The organism is Natrinema soli (assembly GCF_028618695.1).
The window spans coordinates 467-19,365 of the sequence record NZ_JAQIVI010000065.1; the positions used below are offsets into that span (position 1 = coordinate 467).

The following is an 18,899-nucleotide window of genomic DNA, read 5'->3' on the forward strand; positions in this document are numbered from 1 at the left end:
GGTCTTGGTCTGCTCGCTGAATTGGTTCCAAGCGTATGAGAGATTCTGCTGAGTCGGCACCTTGTTCAAACCTAGCTGTTTCAGCAGTGCTGGACGGTTCTCAAGCCGATCTGCGACCTCGCTTTGGGCGAGGTCGTAGATCGTCTGGTAGATGTAGACTCGTGCCATTGACTCGGTTCCGAACGAGACTTTGTGTAGTGTTGAACGCAAGACAGCGGCAGCATCGAAATTGTGACATTCGACTTTCCACCAGTACCGACGCTCTATCGGTAGATTCTGAGATCAGACAATTCGATTTCAGCCGACTTGCTCGATAATCAAAGCATCAGTTTCACAAGATACCACGTGAAGTGTGAAGTGGACGATGGCGATGCCTCTCTCGAATACGTCCAGAGAAGGGGAGCAGGCGGCGAGCCCTAACTCGCCGCCTGCGCGAGGTTATGTACGATGCACTTCCGCGTGAGCTCCCGGAATTGGCCGTGCCAACTCCGGGAGCGAAGTTCATCGCCATCGTCTTTCAGCATCGCAAACACTGTCTCGCTCATTGACCGCTGGTTGTAGACATCGTCGTCAATTCGGGCGTTGTGAGCCTTCTTGAGTGCATTTTGCTCACAGTGTTTGATCACCGGTCGCGTCGACGCCTCACAGCAGGCTTCCCGGAGGTCTGTCCACGAGTACATCTTATCAGCCAGAAGCGTTTGCAGGTCTCCGGCGTTCCGCCGGAAGACCTGCAACCCGATATGCCCGTCATAGGCTTTCTTCGTCGTGAAATGAGCGTCTATGATTGCAAGCGACTCCGTATCAACTAACAGCGTCGTCTTCAGAGCGTTGAACGAGTAACCCACACGATTCCGGTAGTGTGAGCTGGCCTGATCACGCTGGAAGCCACTTGCGTCAATCGACGCCGTTCCTGATAGTCCCGCCTGCTCCGCCGAAGCGCGGAGCAGGCGGCGCAACTCCTGCATCGGAAATTCACCGTCCCACTTGCTAAACGACGTGTAGTCCGGTGATTTCTCGATACCCAGTACGTCAAGAATACCGGGCATCTCGTTGAGATAGTCTTCGAGTTTCCGGAGCGGTTTGTTGATCTCCTCTCTGAGCAGGAGAAGCGCGACTTTCGTTGACTTGTCGTACCCGTCGTCGCCGTCGGCGACGGCGGGTACGTCTGGCTCCTCTACGTGGGTCGTGGCGAACTCCTGAAATGTCCGTGCGAGGTTTCTGAGACGGCCCATATCGCCAGACGGCGTCCAAATCCCCTGAAATCAGCGATAAAATCCGCAGAGGGAAGGGCCATTCAACGGAGCAAGACTTTGTGCTGTTGTCGAGTGTCAGTTAGCCCATCCACGGGAATCGAGACGTCTCCAAGTACACGCCAGAGATGATCAGCTGTTTCACAGACTTTCTTGGCGTGGATGACGATCGCCCCCGCCAAAGCGGGGGCATCGTCGTCAACTACAGGAGTGATGTTAGATGCCATTAACAGTCAGTCCAGATACTGAAACCGAAGGAGAGACTCCCCATTAGGGCACCACATTTGGACCCACGCCGAACGGTTACTTACGTGCCAAGAGCTACTTGGAGTATGGCTCAAGATGGATCCCTTGTTGAATCGCTTCCAGACCGCCCACTCAAGGATACTGAGCGTGACTCACTCGAACGACACGAGAGCATCCAGTCAATAATGCCTCAGACGACGAAATTTGATCCGGAACACGGGATGGTTATGGACACTGCGATGTTTATTGGCTACGACTGGGTGACAGCCGTGACCTACGAAGCAGGTCACGGCTGGAGGGTTATCTACGAGAGCGGTATGGAAGATAACATCCTCTCAGATGGGTTTCTGCGAAGCGAAGAGCTCTACGAAGAGCATCCGATTCAGCAAGGAATGGACGCTATGAGCGCTGTTGCCTCGGAAGACGAAGAATAGTTTCTTCTTCAAACAGCTTCTCTGAGGACGATCGTAACGGGTGTCAGCTGTATGGTGGTTTGTAGAACTTGAGATCCCGAAGTTGAGGTCCGAACGGCGGTTGCAGTTTTGGTATATCGGTATATGATTTATCACCTCATACAGATCCAAATTTCTGGGGATAGGACTCCTCTATCGTGAAAATGTTGGATTTTCGGCTTCTATCACAATTGGTCATGATTACTTCGATAATCACGACCACTTTGAAGTACCCTGACGCTGTCGGGGAAGCACGAATGTTGCAACCGGCTCACGACGCTGCTTCCCTCAGGGTTGAGCCGCTACGAGAGGGTGCCTCTCTGCAAGTACCGGTTCGGTTGCGAGTTTCGCTCCATCGCCAGAAGCCTTATCACGAATTATCCATAATTCGTAATCGAGATGGCGCAATCATCCTCCAGATCAGGTCGGCCACCTATTCAGCAGCTTCAGACGGTCGTAGACCTCCTCGAGACGCCGGCACTTGCTCGGATGTACGCCCACATTTTACAACACGGCCCGGTCACAGTTTCCAAGATCGTTGATGTGCTCGACATCCCACAGGGGACCGCCTACGACTATGTTCAGAACCTCGAAACAGCTGGCTTAGTGGAGAAAATCCGTGATCAACGCCCATACGAATATGACGCCGAGTCGATTTCACTCACACTCTCGACGGACGGAGAGACCCAAACGATCACGCCGGCACTTATCGCAGCCGTTGCCCGCCGCGACGAGGACGAGGACATCGATGTCTACATCGAACGCCACGGGCTCGACGGCCTGGCCGTCGCGCTGGAGTACGCCTACGAGTATGTCGATGGAACGGTCAACCATCGCATCGCGGCCCGCGAACTCGAAATCTCGCCGCTTGAGGCCGAGATTATTCTTCAAGCGCTCGAACCAGTCGCTACCGAGTACGCCGACGCGGCTGCATGACGACTGCATACGTCGCCGATACCGGCGTCTTCGTGCGGTGTGGTGGCCCAGACAACGACAAGTTTCAACGGCTTCGCCGGGCAATTCGACAGGCCGGTGTCTCCCTACGCATCCCCCAGCGCGTCTACGAAGAACTCGGGGGCGACCCAGCTGCAGACGAGTATCCCTCGGGGAACCTTCCCTATCCCGATGGATTCGAGGAAGGATGGATCGTCGTCGCCGACGAGTTGGACTATACCAATCCGCTCGTTTCGACGGTAATGGACGACGCTCGCCGCTTCATTGCCAACGAGACCGGTCGGGGCGAGGATATCACCGAGAAAGCAGATACAGCGCTTGTCGGGCTTGCTGCTCAATTACTCGAGACCGATCAGGCCGACCACGTTATTCTCTTGACAACCGACAAACCTGCGGGGCGGGCAGCCGAAACGCTCCTGCCACAACACGGCTTCAGCGGCCGGCTCGAGTACCGGTACGTCAGCGTCGAGTATCTCGAGACGATCACAGCCGATGAATTTCGCTGACGCAGACCCTGGGTGAGACTCGATGATCGATGACAGCTCTGCCCGTTCTGAAAGCGCTCTCGACGAGACGTTCGAGCGCTACCTCCAGGACAAGGGAAAAGGTCGCGGTGGCGATGGCGGCAACTACCGACGGAATGCCGTGCGCGAACTCGAACGCTTCCGCGAATGGGCTGCCGGTGAGCGTGGCGACGACAACTGGACCGGGATCGGTCCCGATGATGTCGACCGCGACCCGACATTCGCCGCTCTCGACGAGCAAGTCTTCCGCGAGTACGCCCGTCATCTCGCCGGCGACCGCGGTCTCAAGCAGAACACTGTGCAGACCTACTACGCGTACATCTCTGCGTGGTGTGGCTGGTGCGTCAACGAAGGATATCTCGAGGCACACTACGCCCAGCGGGCTAGCGCAACCGCGCCGCTCCCTGAGGACGACGGCCGTAAGCCAGGGGATCAACAGGCGTGGACTCCCGAGCAGCGACATACCCTCACCGGCTACGTCGACGAGGAGGCACGCACTGCTATCGAACAGTTCACAGGATTACCGGAGGACGTCGACCAGCTCGAACGCGAGCAAGGCCGATACGCGGCACTCAGGGCAGCGCGTGATCGAGCGCTAATCTGCGTTCTCGCCTATACAGCTGTCCGCGTCGGGGAACTCCTTCGAGACCCGGACGACCCACGTCGGCGTGGTGTCCGGTGGGAGGAGATCGACCTCGAGGACGGGAGTATGCACGTCTATCGGAAGAAACAGCAGTGGGACTCGGCGAGTCTTCCCGACCCGGTCATCTCGCCGCTCCGGAACTATAAGCGTCTCCTCGATCCACCGACTGAACGGTGGCCGGTCTTCCCGACGTTCGACCAGCGAACGCTCGCTACCCTGGTCAGCGAAGAGCTGACAGACCGTGGACTAAAACCTGCAGAGATCGATGAGCAGCGAAGCACCTATGCCCGTGATCTTCTCCTCGCCATTGAGGAGGATATCCAGCCGCCGTCGCTCACGACTGATGGAGCGCGAACCGTCCTGAGACGGATAACTGCTGACGCTAGCATCGATATCGACCATCCGAAACACGAGTACCTCGCACCCCATGGTGGGCGTCGGGGAATGGGAGAGGTTCTCGTTCGAGCATTCGGCTACACCGTCGCCGCACGATACCTCGATAACAGCGAGGAAATGGTTCGCGAACGATATTCACATATCGAGGCCGGTGAACTGGGTGATATCGCAACTGAAGCGCTTGAAGAGGTCGACGGTGGACATGTTCCTACTGATGAGTAACGACACTGTTCCCCAGAATAGCCCAACTACTGGCCAAGATTGTGGTGGTTTTTCCTATGGTCTGTAAGCTGAGATAGTCTGACAAAATCCACGGCAATAAACCAATCTTCATTCTTGCTACCAGGTCAGAAAAGTACGCTACCGATGACCACTAAACGAATCGTCTCTACTGTAGTTTTCTCTTCCTCTCGGGGCTCAGAAAAGCTATTCAACAGAGCAGATTACTATAAATCACTAGTCTACTAACAAGTCAAGAAGGGCGCCCCTCTGTAAAACCCTATTTTCACATGTCCTTTCAGTGGAACTGCCGCTCACTATACATGAGAACTAAACATCACTTTATAACTGCTATCAGCTCTCGTCTAGAGAGTTGGATCTCCGATTAGACTTGATTCCCATGCATTAGACGGGTACTCACCTATTCATGTTGAGTCCCAAGCAAGCCCAATGACACAAGATAAGCATGTATCCCGACGACGGATGCTCATGTTAACAGGTGTCGCAACATCAACGGCGTTCGTCGCCGGATGCGGTGGCGGCGGTAATGGTGGTAACGGCGGTAACGGTGGTAACGGTGGTAACGGCGGAGGCGGTAACGGCTACGAGATTGAGCCCGGGACAGAACTCGATTTTAGCGGCCAGACCCAGTACTGGGAGGGGCTCGCGCCGTCTCAAATCGAGGGCGAGCAGAACCCGACACTCATTCTCCAAGAGGGTGAGGACTACACAATCGGCTGGTCGGAAGGTGACGGGCAGGCGCACAACATGGAGATCCGGAACGACAGCGACGAAGTGATCGACGACCTCACGTCAGGCGAACCCGCCTCGAACCCCGACGACCAAGAGAACAACCCCTTCGAGTTCACGGCCAGCAGCGAGATGGCCGTCTACCGCTGTCAACCCCATCCCCAGATGGAAGGTGAACTCCAGATTCAAGGTGGTGGCGGGGGTGGCAACGAAACCGGCGGCAACGAGACTGGCGGTAACGAAACCGGTGGCAACGAGACTGGTGGCAACGAGACCGAAGGCGGCAACGAGACCGGCTAACAACTGCTACTTCGGTAGATCTTGGCAGTTGTCGCAGCGAAGGTGCGGAAGAATAACCCTATACTGCACTTACTTCTATTAGGATTGGAGTTCTTTACTCCTGGCAAGGCCCGATACCGAGTTGCTGTTGAGCGCTGCTCTACTGGATTACTGTCAACAGGGCCGGGGCAGGTGTGATGACACGAGACGATGGTGGTATGATTTTCCATCGCGCCCCGGCAGAGAACGCACATCTTCTCCTCAAATAGGTTTAACACCTGCAAAAACAGGGCCTATTTCTACGATACTACCTTAAATTTCACCGGACAGAGAATAACGATATCTACGGCATTCGACCGATTGCACGAGAGCTTCAAAACACGATCGTCTGGCTCAGTTGTGGCTTCGATCGATCGCCGTCGAGAGACGCGGTCGATCGATTCCTTACTGGCCGTGAACACGTCATTGACGAGGTTTTCAACCACCTCATCGAGCAGACCGCTGCTCGCGGCCTGTTCGACTTGGCCTACCGGATTGATTCGACCGATATTCGTGCAATGCCGTCTGATCCAGATACGTCGAAATGTTACGATCCAACCGCTGAAGAGTACTATTACAGCCATGGTTGTACGATTGTCTCGACAGGATCAAAGATCCCAATTGCAGCCGAGTTCACCGAGAGAAAACAAGCATCCGAAGAGACGGCGATGCGCGTCACTCGTGACGCGCTCGCCCAACCGAGATGGATGGTTGGTGACAGCGCCTACGATACACTTGACTGGCACGGCTCTTGCGTCCAGCAGGAGTCGTGCCAGTCGCCCCGTATAACCCGTGAAACACCGACGATCCACTGGATATAGAGTACAAAATTGAAGACCGTATCAAGGAACACAGCGAAGATATTCAGTTGAAGCAATCGGTCTTAGACAAGACGTACAACCGCCGAACACAGGTAGAACAAACAAATGATATGGTCAGGGACTGCGGCCTCGAAACGCTCTGCGCCCGAGGCTGCGTCCACGCACGAGCGCAGGTCTACCGACACCCTCACTTGTGGTTCTCTTTTCGCCAAAGAAACGCGACGCCAGGCGAGCCATCAATTACCCAGAGTAAGAATACCAGTAGGTACGGTACCATGTAAATAGCGAGAAAGACAAAATGTTCGGTAGTCAACATCTCGGTGAAGAATGACCTGAAGATTCTCTCGATTTGCCCAAACAATGTTGGATCGCCTCGGTACGGCGGAAGCGTAACGATTGGCCAGAGAAGCCGATCGCCTGGCGAAACACCACGTTTTGGAACGGCGAGCATCGCATCACCAAGAAGATGCGACCAGTATCCCAGGACAAAAGCGATACCGATATCCCGGTTTCTGTAAGCTGTTACACCGAGAATAAGCAGCCCAATGGGGACAGCAACGAGTATGGAGTGGGCGATCGAATAGCCTTGTGGAAAGAGATGGAGTCCCCATGAGAGCGTTTTATCTACGACATCCGGCAACTGAGTGCCGACCACTATTGCGAGAACGACTCCAAATCCGGCTGGCGGCTTACGCGTCACAAAACGATGGCCAAGTGAATACAGAACATAGCCGAAGGCGAGATGCCCCCATGGCATCATGATCGCATCACCAATCGAAGAGCACGGTAACGCAGAAATCGAGTAGCGGTAGAGGTGACTGCAGAACCACTATCGTCTGATGGTATCACCGTTACTGAGTAGTAACTCGATCCTTAAAAGCACGTAATATCGATAGACACATTTGCTAGTTGGTCACTCAGCATCAATGAACTAACTATTAATACGTAGTAGAAGCCGAAGCGGGTGAATCAATGATCTGATGACCAACTCAAGACACTCGCTCATCCTGATAAGCCGTAAACGACACCGTGCGTGTTTGGTTACCACAGGGGAAGCGATGAAGCAGGCCTTCGACCGAGTGTGGCGGGGCACTCGCTGGTCGGAGGGATCGCCGTACTACTCCGAAAACAACTGGAATTTCGGCGGTAACTCGGAGCCCGGCCCCGACGTGGTCAGAGGTGTTGGTCGAAGATATCTGCGAGTTCTCTGCACAAGAGTTCGCATGGCGTCGGCGCGTGCCCGCTGGCGAGTGTGTTCGTCGAGGTAGTTCCGCTCGGAAACTGACGCATCACGGCTCCCCTGCGAGGCGGCGACCACGCCTGAGACGCGACGGGCCGACGCACTCGTCGAGTTCCAGGACTAGAATCGCTATTTCGGGAACGGACTCATCATCGAGGTCCAGCACAAGCATCACAGTAAGGACATCGAGGGGGCGACGCACGACTACCTCTCTGCGGGCTACTCGGTTGCATGGTTGACGCCCGTCGACTTCGAAGAGGAACAGCTGGCTACCACGTCGTCGACGAAGCGTTCTGGGCCGATGCTGGAAGCGCCTACAGCGTACGACAGCATGATTCGCGGGAGTTCGAGACGCGAGTCGAGGCGAATCTAGAGTGGGAGAAAACATCTAAGGGCTGTCCGATGGTCGAAGAATATGGAAGCCACTCTTGGATTCGAATCCCCGGATATGCTCACCCGGATGACTACGAGTTCTGTTGGTGGTGCGAATCGCGCCGTCAGTACGATCACGAACACACACGCTTCGTCTACGACTATCAAGGAGTGCTCGCGCCACAGATTCGACAGGATGCCCTTCGATATCGCAGTCTCACACACGGAGTGGCAAGAACGCAATCTCAGTGACGGAACTCTCACCGAGCCGATGGAGCGAGTCAAGGAAGGTGTCTTCCAGCTTCCAGACACCATTGCAGCACAAGCTGATGGATTCCCCGCGGAAGCTCTCGAATTCGTGCGTAATTAGTCACCACCGGGCATAATGGCAGGATTTTGTAATAAATCTCTCATCAGGGCCGGGCTAGCCGGTACAACACTAGGATTATACCACCCGGAAATCTTCACTCCAGTATGAGCCTCGAAGAGATTGTTGATTACCTCGCTGAGGAATTCGACCTTGAACGGAGTGAATATGTCCGAGAAGCCGGCCAGTCACTCGCAGAACTCCGCGATTGATCAGAACATTTCCTTGAGACCTAGTTTGAGGAGGCCCGAATTAGTCTTCTAATCTTTATATGCGGAAGAGGAAACTCAGTTTTGAGAGGCAATAATACAACGCCCCCGAGGTTAATCAGACGGCGAACGTAAGCCAGCCATGGTCGTACTCATCGGTACTCGTGATGGCGTCTACCGGACAGCAACTATCCCCGTCGAGGACGCCGAACAGGTACTCGATAGCGGTGACGTCCCCAGAGTTCGGATGTTTTCAGAGATCGACGGCGTGTTCGCAGCCACGAAGACGGGACTGTACCGGTCAATGGATAATGGGCGAACGTGGGAGGACATCGGCGTCCCACAAGAGGAAGTATACTCGGTTGTTGCCAGTCCGGATGGTGAACGACTCTACGCGGGCACCCACCCCGCGTATCTCTACGTGTCGACCGATAGCGGTGAAACGTGGGCCGAACTCGAGGGCTTTCAGAACCTCCCATCGCGGGATGAATGGCATACGCCGCGCCACCGCAACGAAGCCCACGTGCGGAGTCTCGACGTGCATCCGGAGACGCCTGACCGCATGATCGCCGGCGTCGAGGTCGGTGGCGTCCACATCAGCGAGGACCAGGGCGAGACGTGGACCGAGCGTCGTGACGGCGTCCGCGATGACGTGCATCACGTGTTCGTCCTCGGGCCGGACAAGTACGTCGCCTCGTGTGGCGACGGGCTCTACCGAACGCGCGATGCTGGGCAGTCGTGGACGCGGCTCGACACGGAACTCGATCATCGGTACTTCCGGGAGGCCTTCGAACTTGATGGGCGATTGTATGCAGCTGCGGCACGAAGCCCGCCAGGGACATGGAGCGGTGAAGGTGGTGCTGACGCAGTCCTGTTGGAATCAACAGATCGTGGTGAAGCCTATGAGTCCGTCTCGTACCCTGGTGGGCCGGCTGAGGTTATTCTCGCGTGGACTGACGTCAACGGGCGTGTGCTAGCGGGGACGAACGACGGCCGACTCATCGGCCGCAACGAGGATGGGATGTGGACCGATACTGGAATGGTACCAGCAGGAATTCGATCGCTTGCGGTCTGGTGAGCTCTTCTCACTTAGCTGTCTCAGAACACACTTTTTGAACGGATCGAACGAGCGTGGTGACGAGGTGAATCAGATGGCGAAACTTTCCGCTATAAGGCTATGCGAGCACCACGTCGAGCGTGAGCATGAGCGCTGCGCCGATCATCAGCCCAAGTGTTGCGACTCGTTCGTGGCCGCGTGAGTGCGTTGCAGGGACGATTTCGTCACCGATGACGTAGAGCATCCCGCCAGCAGCGAACCCCATCGCGTACGGCAGTAGTGGAGCGGCAACTATGACGGCCCACGCGCCGAAGAGCGCGAGTGGGATCTCGACGAGGCCGGCGCGAATGCCTGCGACCGCCGCGTACCAGCGACGGCCAAGACCAGCGTTAATCGCCGCGACCGAGACTGCGAGCCCTTCCGGGATGTTCTGAATCCCGATCGCGAGCATGAGCGCGATACCCCCTGAAACATCACCGCTCCCGAAGCCGACCCCGACCGCGAGTCCTTCTGGCATATTATGCAGCGTGATGGCAACCGTAAACAGCAGGACGGACATCACACGGGCTTTCACAGAACCGGATTCAGTGGTTGCCGATCCAGCGAAGTGGGCGTGCCTGTGACTGTCTTCCCCACCGTCAGTTTGCGTTTCTGAATTGGGGACAAGTCGATTACTGATCATGGGACCGACGTATTGGACCCACCGTTCACCGCGGTCAAGGACTGCGACGCCTAGGAAGAACCCGACGAGTACGGGAACGACGCCTGCAAGCACGACCCCGCCGAGTTGGAGCGCGCGGTATCCTGGTTCGGACGCGAACTCAATGCCAGGGAGAAGCAAGCTCGTGAAGCTCGCTGATAGCATGACCCCGGCAGCGAATCCAAGCGCGGCATCGAGCCATTTCTCGGTCGGGTTCCGCCAGACGAGGACGATTGATGCGCCAACGAAGTTGAGAAATGCGATGACCAGTCCACCAGCGAGCCCCTGAACCACTGGATCTGTTCCGACAAGGTCGACGAACAGCTCTTCAATTGTCATTCAGTATTCCCCAACGGTTCTGAATCGCTACGGTATAACGGCGAGTGTGTTGATACACTCGGATGGTCTCTACCAGCGCAGCAACGTCCCGTTCGTATCGAATGCAGCAGGGACACTGTGTTACCCATACATGGGTTTAGACTAGTCTAATACTTTAATTTGGCTAGCAAAAAAGAGCGCCGAATTAGCAACGTAATCCTCTGTGTTTTCCGTTTGATGCAAGTACTTGCTAGCGTTTCAAACCATGTTCGTGAGGCCATCATTGAATGAGGCCACATACAATACAGGCATCATTGTCTTTTGATGTTGCCATGGGTTCTTCCCCTGTTCTCCTTCTGGCGAACTGTTATCGGCCCAGAAACCCGTACGATAGTTTCGAGGGCCATATATAGTTACTACCGTGGGGCCGAGTAGCTATCTATTGACACTTTGGGAGCTGCTGATAGCGGTGCAGCTGATGCGAGATAGTCATCCGGTGCCAGCAGCCAAATACACCCTCTATATCTCGCACGGAGTCTTTGAACTAACTCATATATGATGAGAATTGCATGATGAATACAGGGCGCGTATCTTGCACTGGTGGCACTGCGAATCACTGTGTGGCAAACGTTAACTCATAACAAGACGTAGTAGTAATGCGACTCTGGGCCGACGCGTCGGCGTCTGAAGCTCCCAGACGCGTAGCGAAGCGTCGAAGCAAGAGGAGCAACAACCATGACTCAACAGTACGGGACCATCGTAATCGGCGGCGGCCAAGCCGGCTTGGCGACCGGCTACTACCTGCAAAAACACGACCAGGACTTCGTTATCCTCGACGCGAGCGAGCGCATCGGTGACGCGTGGCGGAACCGCTGGGATTCGCTGCGCGTGTTCACGGAGGCACGCTACAACGGGCTCCCAGGGATGTCCTTCCCCGCGCCGCCCCATTCATTTCCCACCAAGGACGAGGTCGCCGGTTACCTCGAGACCTACGCGGCACGATTCGACCTGCCGGTCGAACTCGGCGTCCACGTCGACGAGCTCGATCGGAACGGCGAGCGCTTCCTCGTGACCGCAGGGGACCGTCAGTTCGAGGCCGAGAATGTCGTGGTGGCGATGGCGAGCTACCAGGTCCCGAAGGTCCCCGACTTCGCGAACCAACTGGCAGACGACATCGTCCAGTTGCACTCGATCGATTACCGCAATCCCAAGCAGCTGCAGGATGGTGGCGTGCTCGTCGTCGGTGCGGGCAACTCCGGGGCCGAGATAAGCATGGACGTCGCCGACACGCACCCGACGTGGCTGTCGGGACGGGACGTCGGGACCGTCCCGTACCGTCCCGATTCGTGGTTCGGCCGTTACATCGGGGAACCGTTCGTGATGCGCGTGCTCTTCCATCAGCTGTTCACCACGGGGAACCCCATTGGCCGGCGGCTTCGCCCGAAGATGCTCTCCCAGACTGGCCCTGTAGTCCGGGTCAGGCCACAGGATCTTGCCGCAGCCGGCATCGAGCGGGTCCCCCGGACGGTCGGCGTCCGGGATGGGCGACCCATGGTCGGCGATGATCGCGTGCTCGATGTTGCGAATGTCATCTGGTGTACGGGGTTCCGCCCCGATTGCTCGTGGCTTCACCTCCCGGTGTTCGGTGGCGAGGCGACTCCGAAGGAACCTGTCCACGACCGCGGCGTCATCCCCGACGAACCGGGCTTGTACTTCGTTGGCTTGTTCTTCCTCTATGGACTGACGTCCTCGCTACTCGCAGGGATCGGGAGAGACGCACAATACGTCGTAGAGCACATCGCATCCCGGCCGAGGGGCACGCGGTCAATGCCCAAATCAATGCCAGTCAGTGCCGGTAAATAGTCGCCGGATGGCGCTTGAGGGGCGGCGAATCGAGACTGGAATTGATGGCCTTGAGGGACACAGCCTCTATATCTCGCACGCCGTTTCTATCAGATAATGATCCTCTCCCCAGTCTTGTAGAATACTGAAACCATCAATCGACGGTTGAAGCACCACTTAGTACTGTCCCAAGCGTGGACTGCCTAGAACATCACCTTTCTAAAACTCGTGTCACGTTCGATTTTCTAAGAAGATCTACTAGCCAGAGCAGACTTGGGACGGTACTTAGTCCTTCGTGACACAGTATTAGCTTGAAATAGTGGCACACCTTTGAACTTGTAGAAATCCTTGATAAAGAAGGAGCGTTCTCTGTCTCAATTAGTTACCGTTAGTGGTCATCCTCGTGTCCTCCGTGGTCATCTTCGCCACTTCCGTGTCCACCATGCTCACTTTCGCCACCATTCCGGACCATCTCGTTCAGTTCGCGGATCTTCTCATGAGTTTCGTCGGGCAGTTCAGACTGTGGCTCAGACATTCCCGGCTGATTATCAAGGTTGGGATCACCGACGACAACGCTCCCGATCATTCCCGTGTTTTCGTGTGGACGACAGTAGTAATCATAGACACCTTTGGTTTCGAACGTGTGTTCAAAGGTTGCTCCTTGTTCGTCAACCGTCCCACTATCCCATGCCTCAGCGTCATCAGGGATCCGCTGGGGCTTGTCGTTCGCCGGTGCATAAGCGGTCGTCGTATGAGAACCGCTCTTGAGCGTCCACGTGACCGACTCTCCGGGTTCGATTTGGACAACGTGGGGCTCGAAGTGAGTTCCAGAGTCATTCGTCACCATTGTCACTTCGGCTGCACTCTCAGACGTACTATCCGTTTCATCAGGGCTGCTCTCGTTTCCAGAGTTTGAATCCGTTTCATTGCTCTGATTATCGGGATCATCGCTCGAGTTAGCAGCCCCCTCATCCGGGTTGGTATCGTTCTCTGATTGGTCGTCTCCGGTCAGACAACCGGCAAGTCCAGTTACAATTGCACCACTAGCTATCCCAAGTACGTGCCGCCGAGATGACCGATCGCTCATTGTGATTGCTAAATTGGCGATGCGTCTCCTCTGGTTTCCTTATTCGACGTATAATATCAACAGTTATCCAACTCTCGTCAGGAATGCATCTAATTAGATGCCATTTTGTCAGGAATACATACATCATCCCACTTTTAGGTGCGGGAGAAGGTCAATTGCAAACCTGAGTCTCAATGGTTACTCGGTGGAGTCTTTTGGATCGACAGGTGCGATGTACTTGTTCTTCCAGGAATTCCCCTCACGCCACTGCCAGTAATAATATTTGTAGCCGGGTTTCGTTTCCTTGACCGTGATATACGCACCACTGGTGGCTACTCCCTCATAGTCAGTGGGATCGATCGAAATCCCGCGTTCTTCGAGGGTGGTCTGTTCATCGTCAGTGATCGAGTCACGTTCTCGAGTTTCAGCGACTTCACGCTCGTGTTCGGCGCGTTTCCAGCGAGCAAGTTGGTCAGCATATCTACTCACTTGGTCGAGGCGGTTGGGTGGTTGGCGTTCGAGTGGCTCGCGGAGGGTCTTTGGAAGATCGGGAGGTTCTGGTTTCTCTGCGGTCATCCCGGTTCTGTGTTACCCCACAGCGCGTAGAATTATATACATCGTGGGGTAACACCCTTGCCACTTGCCCAAGTAACTATATATGTTCGGACATAAACTATCAGATGATATGCGTCGTCGAAGAGTCCTCGCTGGGTGTCTTGGTTCGGGCACTGATAAAAGCGTGCTCAAGGGGGTTACTGAGGTCGGCTGGGTTCTCGAGATCACAGTATCGGTAGTCGAGTATGACTTTGGCGAGCTGCAAGCGAGGGACGACATCGAATGAGCACACTCGAGGCCCAGATTGAGTCACGCTATGACGATCCTGATACGTATTCGGGGAATCGTCCGCCAGACTGGGAAGCCCGCCGAAAGACGGTCTACCGGCACGACGACTGGACGTGCCAAGCGTGCGGTCGACAAAGCGGTCCGCATGCGGGTGACGAGGGGGTTCGGCTCCACGCCCACCACATCGTTCCGTTGTCGGACGGTGGATCGAACCGGCTGTCAAATCTAGAAACGCTATGCGAACCGTGCCACCAGGGCCATCATGACCACGATATCTTTACTGGCGACTGGGTCGGTGATGGTCCGCGCGTGTACACGGTTGGGTCACTGCGAGCGACTGCACGCGGGATTTTTGCTGCGCTGGCAATCGCTCTGTGGATCGTCCTCGTTGCTCGGCTGATCGCGCTCTCAGGAGGATATCCCCCGATGGCAATGGAGATTGAGGCTGTACTCCTAGTGGGAGCGACGCTGCTGGGAAGTGTGGTGGTTATTTCGAAACCACTCCTCGTCACGAGTGTACTGGGAATCGTGGCCGCTGCGATAACGACATTTGCCTGGGCCGACTTTGGACTGAGCCCCGAATTCGGACTCATTGGGGCGATCGTGTGGCCGCCAGTCATCCTCGGGGCATGGGAAATTTTCTGTGACTATATACAGTGATCGTTCTACTTGTGTCCACGCCTATATCTAGGATTAAATATAAATACTAGCACCTAAGAGAGCGAGTATGGCACGCAAAATGAAAGGTGCCCAAGTCCTGATCGCCCTGTTCGCTTTCATTGCAACTACTGGGATAGCTGCTGCCCAGGAGAGCGAGATCAACAACTCGCTGTCGGAGATTGAGTCATTCGTCGCAACAACACTCGGCCAGATCGGTGTCATCGTCTTTCTCGTTGGTGCCGCTGCCTGGTTCGTCTCCCGCAAACATGCCGACCGTGCCCAGTGGGGCTGGCGAGGTATGTGGGGCGGCGCTGGGATGATCGTTCTCTCGGTCAGCTACAACGTGTTCGTGACGCTCTTCGAAAACCTCGCCCCGGGAATGGTCATCCCCTGGATCGCCTTCTAAGTAGCACATCCAACAGAATCACGACTTACCCCTCAATCGACTCCCCCCTCACCCCCCACACCCACGAATGGATGGCCAACGATTGTCGCTTGTACTGCTCCTAGTTGTTACCCTGACACTTTCAATTAGCGGTGCAGCGACGATGTCCACCGCGGAGACAACGGCCAACGAAACAGACATCTTCATCTCCGATAAACCGGATCCCAAGGCTGGCTCAGTCCCACCGTTCGTGCTCCCAGACCTCGAGGAAGTCGATGAAGAAGAGAATATTTCGGTAGCAGAGCTGAGTCAAATACGCGATTTCCACTATTCGACGACCCAACCCCCGTATCAGGTCGGCCTGGATCAGCAGACAATGCAAGAGTACCGCCTCGAGCAACTCGAGTCGATCGAGCGCAACGAGTCGACGAGTCTCTGGCTCCCCGACTCGAAACGCTCGAACGGCACGCTTGTCACAGACGCTCACGTAACGATCCTTGGGACAGCAGAGGGGACACAAACCCGTCTCGAGTCGGACGCAGGAGACCAGTACGGGAATGAGAGTGAGTTATTGCTGGTACCGCGTGACGGGACGGTCCTCACCCACCTTGATTATTCGACTCGCATCCCGGAGGGGACCTGCGTCACGACCGACCAGACCCGGACCTGCCTCAATGTCACACTCCTCGATCAAGAAACCGACCGGACACTCAAGATTGGGAACCAATCCTGGAGTGGCGATCCAGAGACGCCCCACCAGCTCGACTACGCGGACGCGAACGCGAGCGGGGCGACAACGATGGAGGTGGAAGCGACGATCACCTCGAGGCTTGCAGTCCAGGAGACCACCTACGTCCGTGAGGGGACTGACTGGGTGCTGTCGAATACAACCGACAATGAGACGCTCGAACTCTCCCACATGGTCCAAGACGAGGCTCCCGTTGTCGTCACGACGAACCAAGAGCTGTCGATCGAGCAGACGATAATCGAATCAGACGACGGCATCGACCGGCTCATCCTCGAGTTCGATGGCCCGGAGACGCTCCATGACCGTCGGCTCTGGAGTACTGCGACGTTCGAAGAAGGCGCTGGCAAGATCGAGAATATCTGGGGCGTCTACTCCCAGCGCCAGTATGAGACCGGCACTCGGGGTCAGCGGCCAGGTGATGAGCTACCGATTTCGCCGGATCAAACCGAGTCCAATACGACGGTACCAGTGCTCAACGACGCATCGTCAGGAGTGTCGACAGGGAATGAGACGCTCGAGCAACAACTTCTAGCGCCAGCGACCCACCAAGAGACCGTTCCGTTCCCGAACGTCCTCGAGAAGCAACTCGCCGCACAGCGAGAGCGGCCCACACTTGATGGAGAACAGAATACCAGCATCGCGAACCCACCAGAACTAGCTAGTTCGAACAGCTTCAGCTTCGCATCCGAACCAGCATCGCTCGATGGGGACGTCAATCTCTCCTCGGTCGAACCGCGTGGACAGACGACGCTCACCATTACAAACGCAGAACAGCCAATCACAGAGGTTCGCGATATCCACGGCGATCCAATCCCGGTGTCGACACAGACTGTCCAAGAGCGCGACGCCCAACTCGAGACGGCGATCCTCAACGACACGCACGCAGAGCTCCACCTGTTCGAGGGGGAGACCGGCGAAGCGCTTGGCAACGAGACACTCTGGCTCCACGGGGCTGCCCAGGGACAGGTTACGACCGACTCGGATGGAACTGCAGTCGTCGAACGGCGTGACCTCTACGTGACGGCTTCGTTCACGGGTGAGACTGATCCAGTGGAAGAAGTGTACTACGGACCAGCTGAGGCCCAGATCACGTTCCAGCCAGAGGCGTTCAATATCTACCAGCTACTGATGAGCTTCACTGGGGCATTCGTCTCGATCATCGCATTTGTGATCTTGTACATTCCGTTCGCGTATATGAGAGATGCAAACAAATGAGGCTTCGAACTCGACCCAGCACAGTGAGACTGAACAGCCCCTCCACGGCAGCCACGCCCATAACAGAGACCCCATCCAACCCATGACCGGATTCAGATTGCCCGTTTCGATCACAAGCATCACAGAAAGCGTTGACCTCACGACACTGGTGTCGGCCCAGAAGAGCAGTGCCTTCCTTCCAGTTGACGGCGACCCCCTCACCGTCGCGTTTATCTCCGGCTGGGTCTCGGACTTTTTCACCTACATCCTGTCCGGAATCATTGGGTTCATCAGTAGCCTCATCGCGAACGGCATTCGTTCGTTCATCATCTTTGACAGCCCCTATAATGATCCGACGATGCAGGGTGCCTTCCAGCACAATCTGGATATCTTCCCTCAACTGCTGGTGATCGTCTTCATGGCCGGGATTGCCTCCAAGCCGTTCGCCGATCGACGTGAGGTGACGAATTTCATGCTGGTCTGGAAAACGTTGAAGGTGATCATCTTCGTGGCCGTTGCCCGCCAGATCATGCACTTTAGTCTCCTTTTGACGAATGCGATCATTCTGCATGTCTATGCCGATGATTATGGCGCTGCGTTCGGCCCCAAGGTTCTCGAGGCTGGATTCGGCGGGGCAGCCGCGCTGGGCGCTGGTTCCATCATCGGTGGGATCATCATCAGCTTAGTCTCCGTCGCGGGTATCTTGCTCGCCCTCGGGGTCTTTGTGTTTCGCGAGTTCTTGTTCCACGCGACGTTCATTTTGCTCCCGATTCTGGGGGCCATGTTGTACCTGAATTTCGGTCCACTTCGCCACAGCTCGTCGATCGCGAAAACGCTCTTGCGGGCGACAGCGTACATGCTGCTCGCAGGAATCGTGATGGCCGGGCTGTTGCAGACAGGTGCGGCAGCCGTCGGGGCGTATTCGGATGTCGCTGTCCAGGGCGAGCAAGCAACTGAGGCAGAGTTTGGCGAACTTATCGAAGCAATGCTCTTCTGGCTGATCGGGCTGGTCGCCCCCGCGGCCGTCGGGCTGAAAGCAGCCATGATGGCGGGGATGTCGCCGAGAGGCCTCGGTCGGAGTGCAAAGAGCAGCTCGAGTTCTCAAACGCAACCCTCTTCATCGACCCAGTCAGGTGGGAAGTCGCGACGCACTAAACTGATGGAGCAGGCGAGGTACGGAGGAGCGAGAAGTGCCAGATGGGGCGACAGAAAGACAGGCGGAAGGGCGAGCAGTGCTGCCAGCAGAATGGGATCACGTGTAGGCCAAACGAAAGCAGCAGTTGGGAGTGCAGCCACGTCGAAAGCCCCGCGCTTAGTTGATGCAG

16 protein-coding genes and 2 pseudogenes are annotated in these 18,899 nt (G+C 56.0%); 13 read left to right on the forward strand and 5 right to left on the reverse strand.

Annotation, left to right across the window (positions count from 1 at the left end; genetic code table 11):
• Positions 1-416: 416 nt before the first annotated feature.
• Entirely contained in the window at positions 417-1,232 is an 816-nt protein-coding gene (locus PGX04_RS04005; RefSeq protein WP_273737325.1) for an IS5 family transposase, read from the reverse strand.
• 350 nt (positions 1,233-1,582) lie between these two features.
• Here PGX04_RS04005 and PGX04_RS04010 point away from each other — a divergent pair, with 350 nt between their 5' ends.
• From PGX04_RS04010 to PGX04_RS04035, 6 genes and pseudogenes are all read left to right on the forward strand, one after another.
• Positions 1,583-1,930, forward strand: coding sequence for a DUF7964 domain-containing protein (locus PGX04_RS04010; RefSeq protein WP_273737326.1), 348 nt, complete (start codon positions 1,583-1,585; stop codon positions 1,928-1,930).
• A gap of 417 nt (positions 1,931-2,347) precedes the next feature.
• On the forward strand, positions 2,348-2,884 hold the full coding sequence (locus tag PGX04_RS04015; protein WP_273737327.1) for a DUF7437 domain-containing protein: 537 nt from the start codon (positions 2,348-2,350) through the stop codon (positions 2,882-2,884).
• Complete coding sequence (locus PGX04_RS04020; protein WP_273737328.1) at positions 2,881-3,408, forward strand: PIN domain-containing protein; 528 nt, start codon at positions 2,881-2,883, stop codon at positions 3,406-3,408. Before PGX04_RS04015 ends, PGX04_RS04020 begins: the two co-directional genes overlap by 4 nt.
• A 22-nt stretch (positions 3,409-3,430) precedes the next feature.
• Entirely contained in the window at positions 3,431-4,687 is a 1,257-nt protein-coding gene (locus PGX04_RS04025; protein WP_273737329.1) for a site-specific integrase, read from the forward strand.
• A gap of 480 nt (positions 4,688-5,167) precedes the next feature.
• Positions 5,168-5,734: a cupredoxin domain-containing protein gene (locus PGX04_RS04030; RefSeq protein ID WP_273737345.1), complete on the forward strand. Its 567-nt coding sequence runs from the start codon at positions 5,168-5,170 to the stop codon at positions 5,732-5,734.
• Positions 5,735-6,009: 275 nt separating this feature from the next.
• A pseudogene (locus tag PGX04_RS04035) lies at positions 6,010-6,854 on the forward strand (transposase); the annotation flags it as partial.
• On the opposite strand, the gene PGX04_RS04040 reads toward PGX04_RS04035, so the two are convergent.
• Positions 6,761-7,333 carry a metal-dependent hydrolase gene (locus PGX04_RS04040; RefSeq protein ID WP_273737330.1) on the reverse strand — a complete coding sequence of 191 codons (573 nt, stop codon included), beginning with the start codon at positions 7,331-7,333 and terminating at the stop codon, positions 6,761-6,763. The pseudogene PGX04_RS04035 and the gene PGX04_RS04040 sit on opposite strands and share 94 nt — an antisense overlap.
• A gap of 1,570 nt (positions 7,334-8,903) precedes the next feature.
• On the opposite strand from PGX04_RS04040, the gene PGX04_RS04045 reads away from it, so the two are divergent.
• Complete coding sequence (locus tag PGX04_RS04045; protein WP_273737331.1) at positions 8,904-9,839, forward strand: WD40/YVTN/BNR-like repeat-containing protein; 936 nt, start codon at positions 8,904-8,906, stop codon at positions 9,837-9,839.
• Between the two features lie 97 nt (positions 9,840-9,936).
• Here the strand turns inward: PGX04_RS04045 and PGX04_RS04050 are convergent, their stop codons facing one another.
• Positions 9,937-10,857, reverse strand: a complete 921-nt coding sequence (locus PGX04_RS04050; protein WP_273737332.1) for a ZIP family metal transporter — start codon at positions 10,855-10,857, stop codon at positions 9,937-9,939.
• Positions 10,858-11,571: 714 nt separating this feature from the next.
• On the opposite strand from PGX04_RS04050, the gene PGX04_RS04055 reads away from it, so the two are divergent.
• Positions 11,572-12,699, forward strand: coding sequence for a flavin-containing monooxygenase (locus tag PGX04_RS04055; RefSeq protein WP_273737333.1), 1,128 nt, complete (start codon positions 11,572-11,574; stop codon positions 12,697-12,699).
• 367 nt (positions 12,700-13,066) lie between these two features.
• On the opposite strand, the gene PGX04_RS04060 is transcribed toward PGX04_RS04055, so the two are convergent.
• Together PGX04_RS04060 and PGX04_RS04065 are read right to left on the reverse strand one after the other, a co-directional pair.
• On the reverse strand, positions 13,067-13,765 hold the full coding sequence (locus PGX04_RS04060; RefSeq protein ID WP_273737334.1) for a plastocyanin/azurin family copper-binding protein: 699 nt from the start codon (positions 13,763-13,765) through the stop codon (positions 13,067-13,069).
• Between the two features lie 177 nt (positions 13,766-13,942).
• The gene (locus PGX04_RS04065) at positions 13,943-14,320 is read right to left on the reverse strand and encodes a hypothetical protein (protein ID WP_273737335.1); all 378 of its coding nucleotides are present in this window, start codon (positions 14,318-14,320) and stop codon (positions 13,943-13,945) included.
• Positions 14,321-14,581: 261 nt separating this feature from the next.
• Here PGX04_RS04065 and PGX04_RS04070 point away from each other — a divergent pair.
• From PGX04_RS04070 to PGX04_RS04090, 5 genes and pseudogenes are all read left to right on the forward strand, one after another.
• Positions 14,582-14,842, forward strand: a pseudogene (locus PGX04_RS04070) (HNH endonuclease); the annotation flags it as partial.
• Between the two features lie 171 nt (positions 14,843-15,013).
• A complete protein-coding gene (locus tag PGX04_RS04075) occupies positions 15,014-15,247 on the forward strand; it encodes a hypothetical protein (RefSeq protein WP_273737346.1) in 234 nt (77 codons plus the stop codon).
• Positions 15,248-15,314: 67 nt separating this feature from the next.
• On the forward strand, positions 15,315-15,653 hold the full coding sequence (locus PGX04_RS04080; RefSeq protein ID WP_273737336.1) for a hypothetical protein: 339 nt from the start codon (positions 15,315-15,317) through the stop codon (positions 15,651-15,653).
• 142 nt (positions 15,654-15,795) lie between these two features.
• Entirely contained in the window at positions 15,796-17,595 is a 1,800-nt protein-coding gene (locus tag PGX04_RS04085; RefSeq protein ID WP_273737337.1) for a DUF8186 domain-containing protein, read from the forward strand.
• An 82-nt stretch (positions 17,596-17,677) separates the two neighbouring features.
• Positions 17,678-18,899 (forward strand): TrbL/VirB6 family protein (locus tag PGX04_RS04090; RefSeq protein ID WP_273737338.1); only part of this gene is annotated, 1,222 nt, incomplete at its 3' end.

Bases quoted from the DNA above. Each gene is read 5' to 3' on its own strand.
- PGX04_RS04005 (WP_273737325.1), bottom strand. From the start codon at position 1,232: ATGGGCCGTCTCAGAAACCTCGCACGGACATTTCAGGAGTTCGCCACG.
- PGX04_RS04010 (WP_273737326.1), top strand. From the start codon at position 1,583: ATGGCTCAAGATGGATCCCTTGTTGAATCGCTTCCAGACCGCCCACTC.
- PGX04_RS04015 (WP_273737327.1), top strand. From the start codon at position 2,348: ATGGCGCAATCATCCTCCAGATCAGGTCGGCCACCTATTCAGCAGCTT.
- PGX04_RS04020 (WP_273737328.1), top strand. From the start codon at position 2,881: ATGACGACTGCATACGTCGCCGATACCGGCGTCTTCGTGCGGTGTGGT.
- PGX04_RS04025 (WP_273737329.1), top strand. From the start codon at position 3,431: ATGATCGATGACAGCTCTGCCCGTTCTGAAAGCGCTCTCGACGAGACG.
- PGX04_RS04030 (WP_273737345.1), top strand. From the start codon at position 5,168: ATGCTCATGTTAACAGGTGTCGCAACATCAACGGCGTTCGTCGCCGGA.
- PGX04_RS04040 (WP_273737330.1), bottom strand. From the start codon at position 7,333: ATGATGCCATGGGGGCATCTCGCCTTCGGCTATGTTCTGTATTCACTT.
- PGX04_RS04045 (WP_273737331.1), top strand. From the start codon at position 8,904: ATGGTCGTACTCATCGGTACTCGTGATGGCGTCTACCGGACAGCAACT.
- PGX04_RS04050 (WP_273737332.1), bottom strand. From the start codon at position 10,857: ATGACAATTGAAGAGCTGTTCGTCGACCTTGTCGGAACAGATCCAGTG.
- PGX04_RS04055 (WP_273737333.1), top strand. From the start codon at position 11,572: ATGACTCAACAGTACGGGACCATCGTAATCGGCGGCGGCCAAGCCGGC.
- PGX04_RS04060 (WP_273737334.1), bottom strand. From the start codon at position 13,765: ATGAGCGATCGGTCATCTCGGCGGCACGTACTTGGGATAGCTAGTGGT.
- PGX04_RS04065 (WP_273737335.1), bottom strand. From the start codon at position 14,320: ATGACCGCAGAGAAACCAGAACCTCCCGATCTTCCAAAGACCCTCCGC.
- PGX04_RS04075 (WP_273737346.1), top strand. From the start codon at position 15,014: ATGGCAATGGAGATTGAGGCTGTACTCCTAGTGGGAGCGACGCTGCTG.
- PGX04_RS04080 (WP_273737336.1), top strand. From the start codon at position 15,315: ATGGCACGCAAAATGAAAGGTGCCCAAGTCCTGATCGCCCTGTTCGCT.
- PGX04_RS04085 (WP_273737337.1), top strand. From the start codon at position 15,796: ATGTCCACCGCGGAGACAACGGCCAACGAAACAGACATCTTCATCTCC.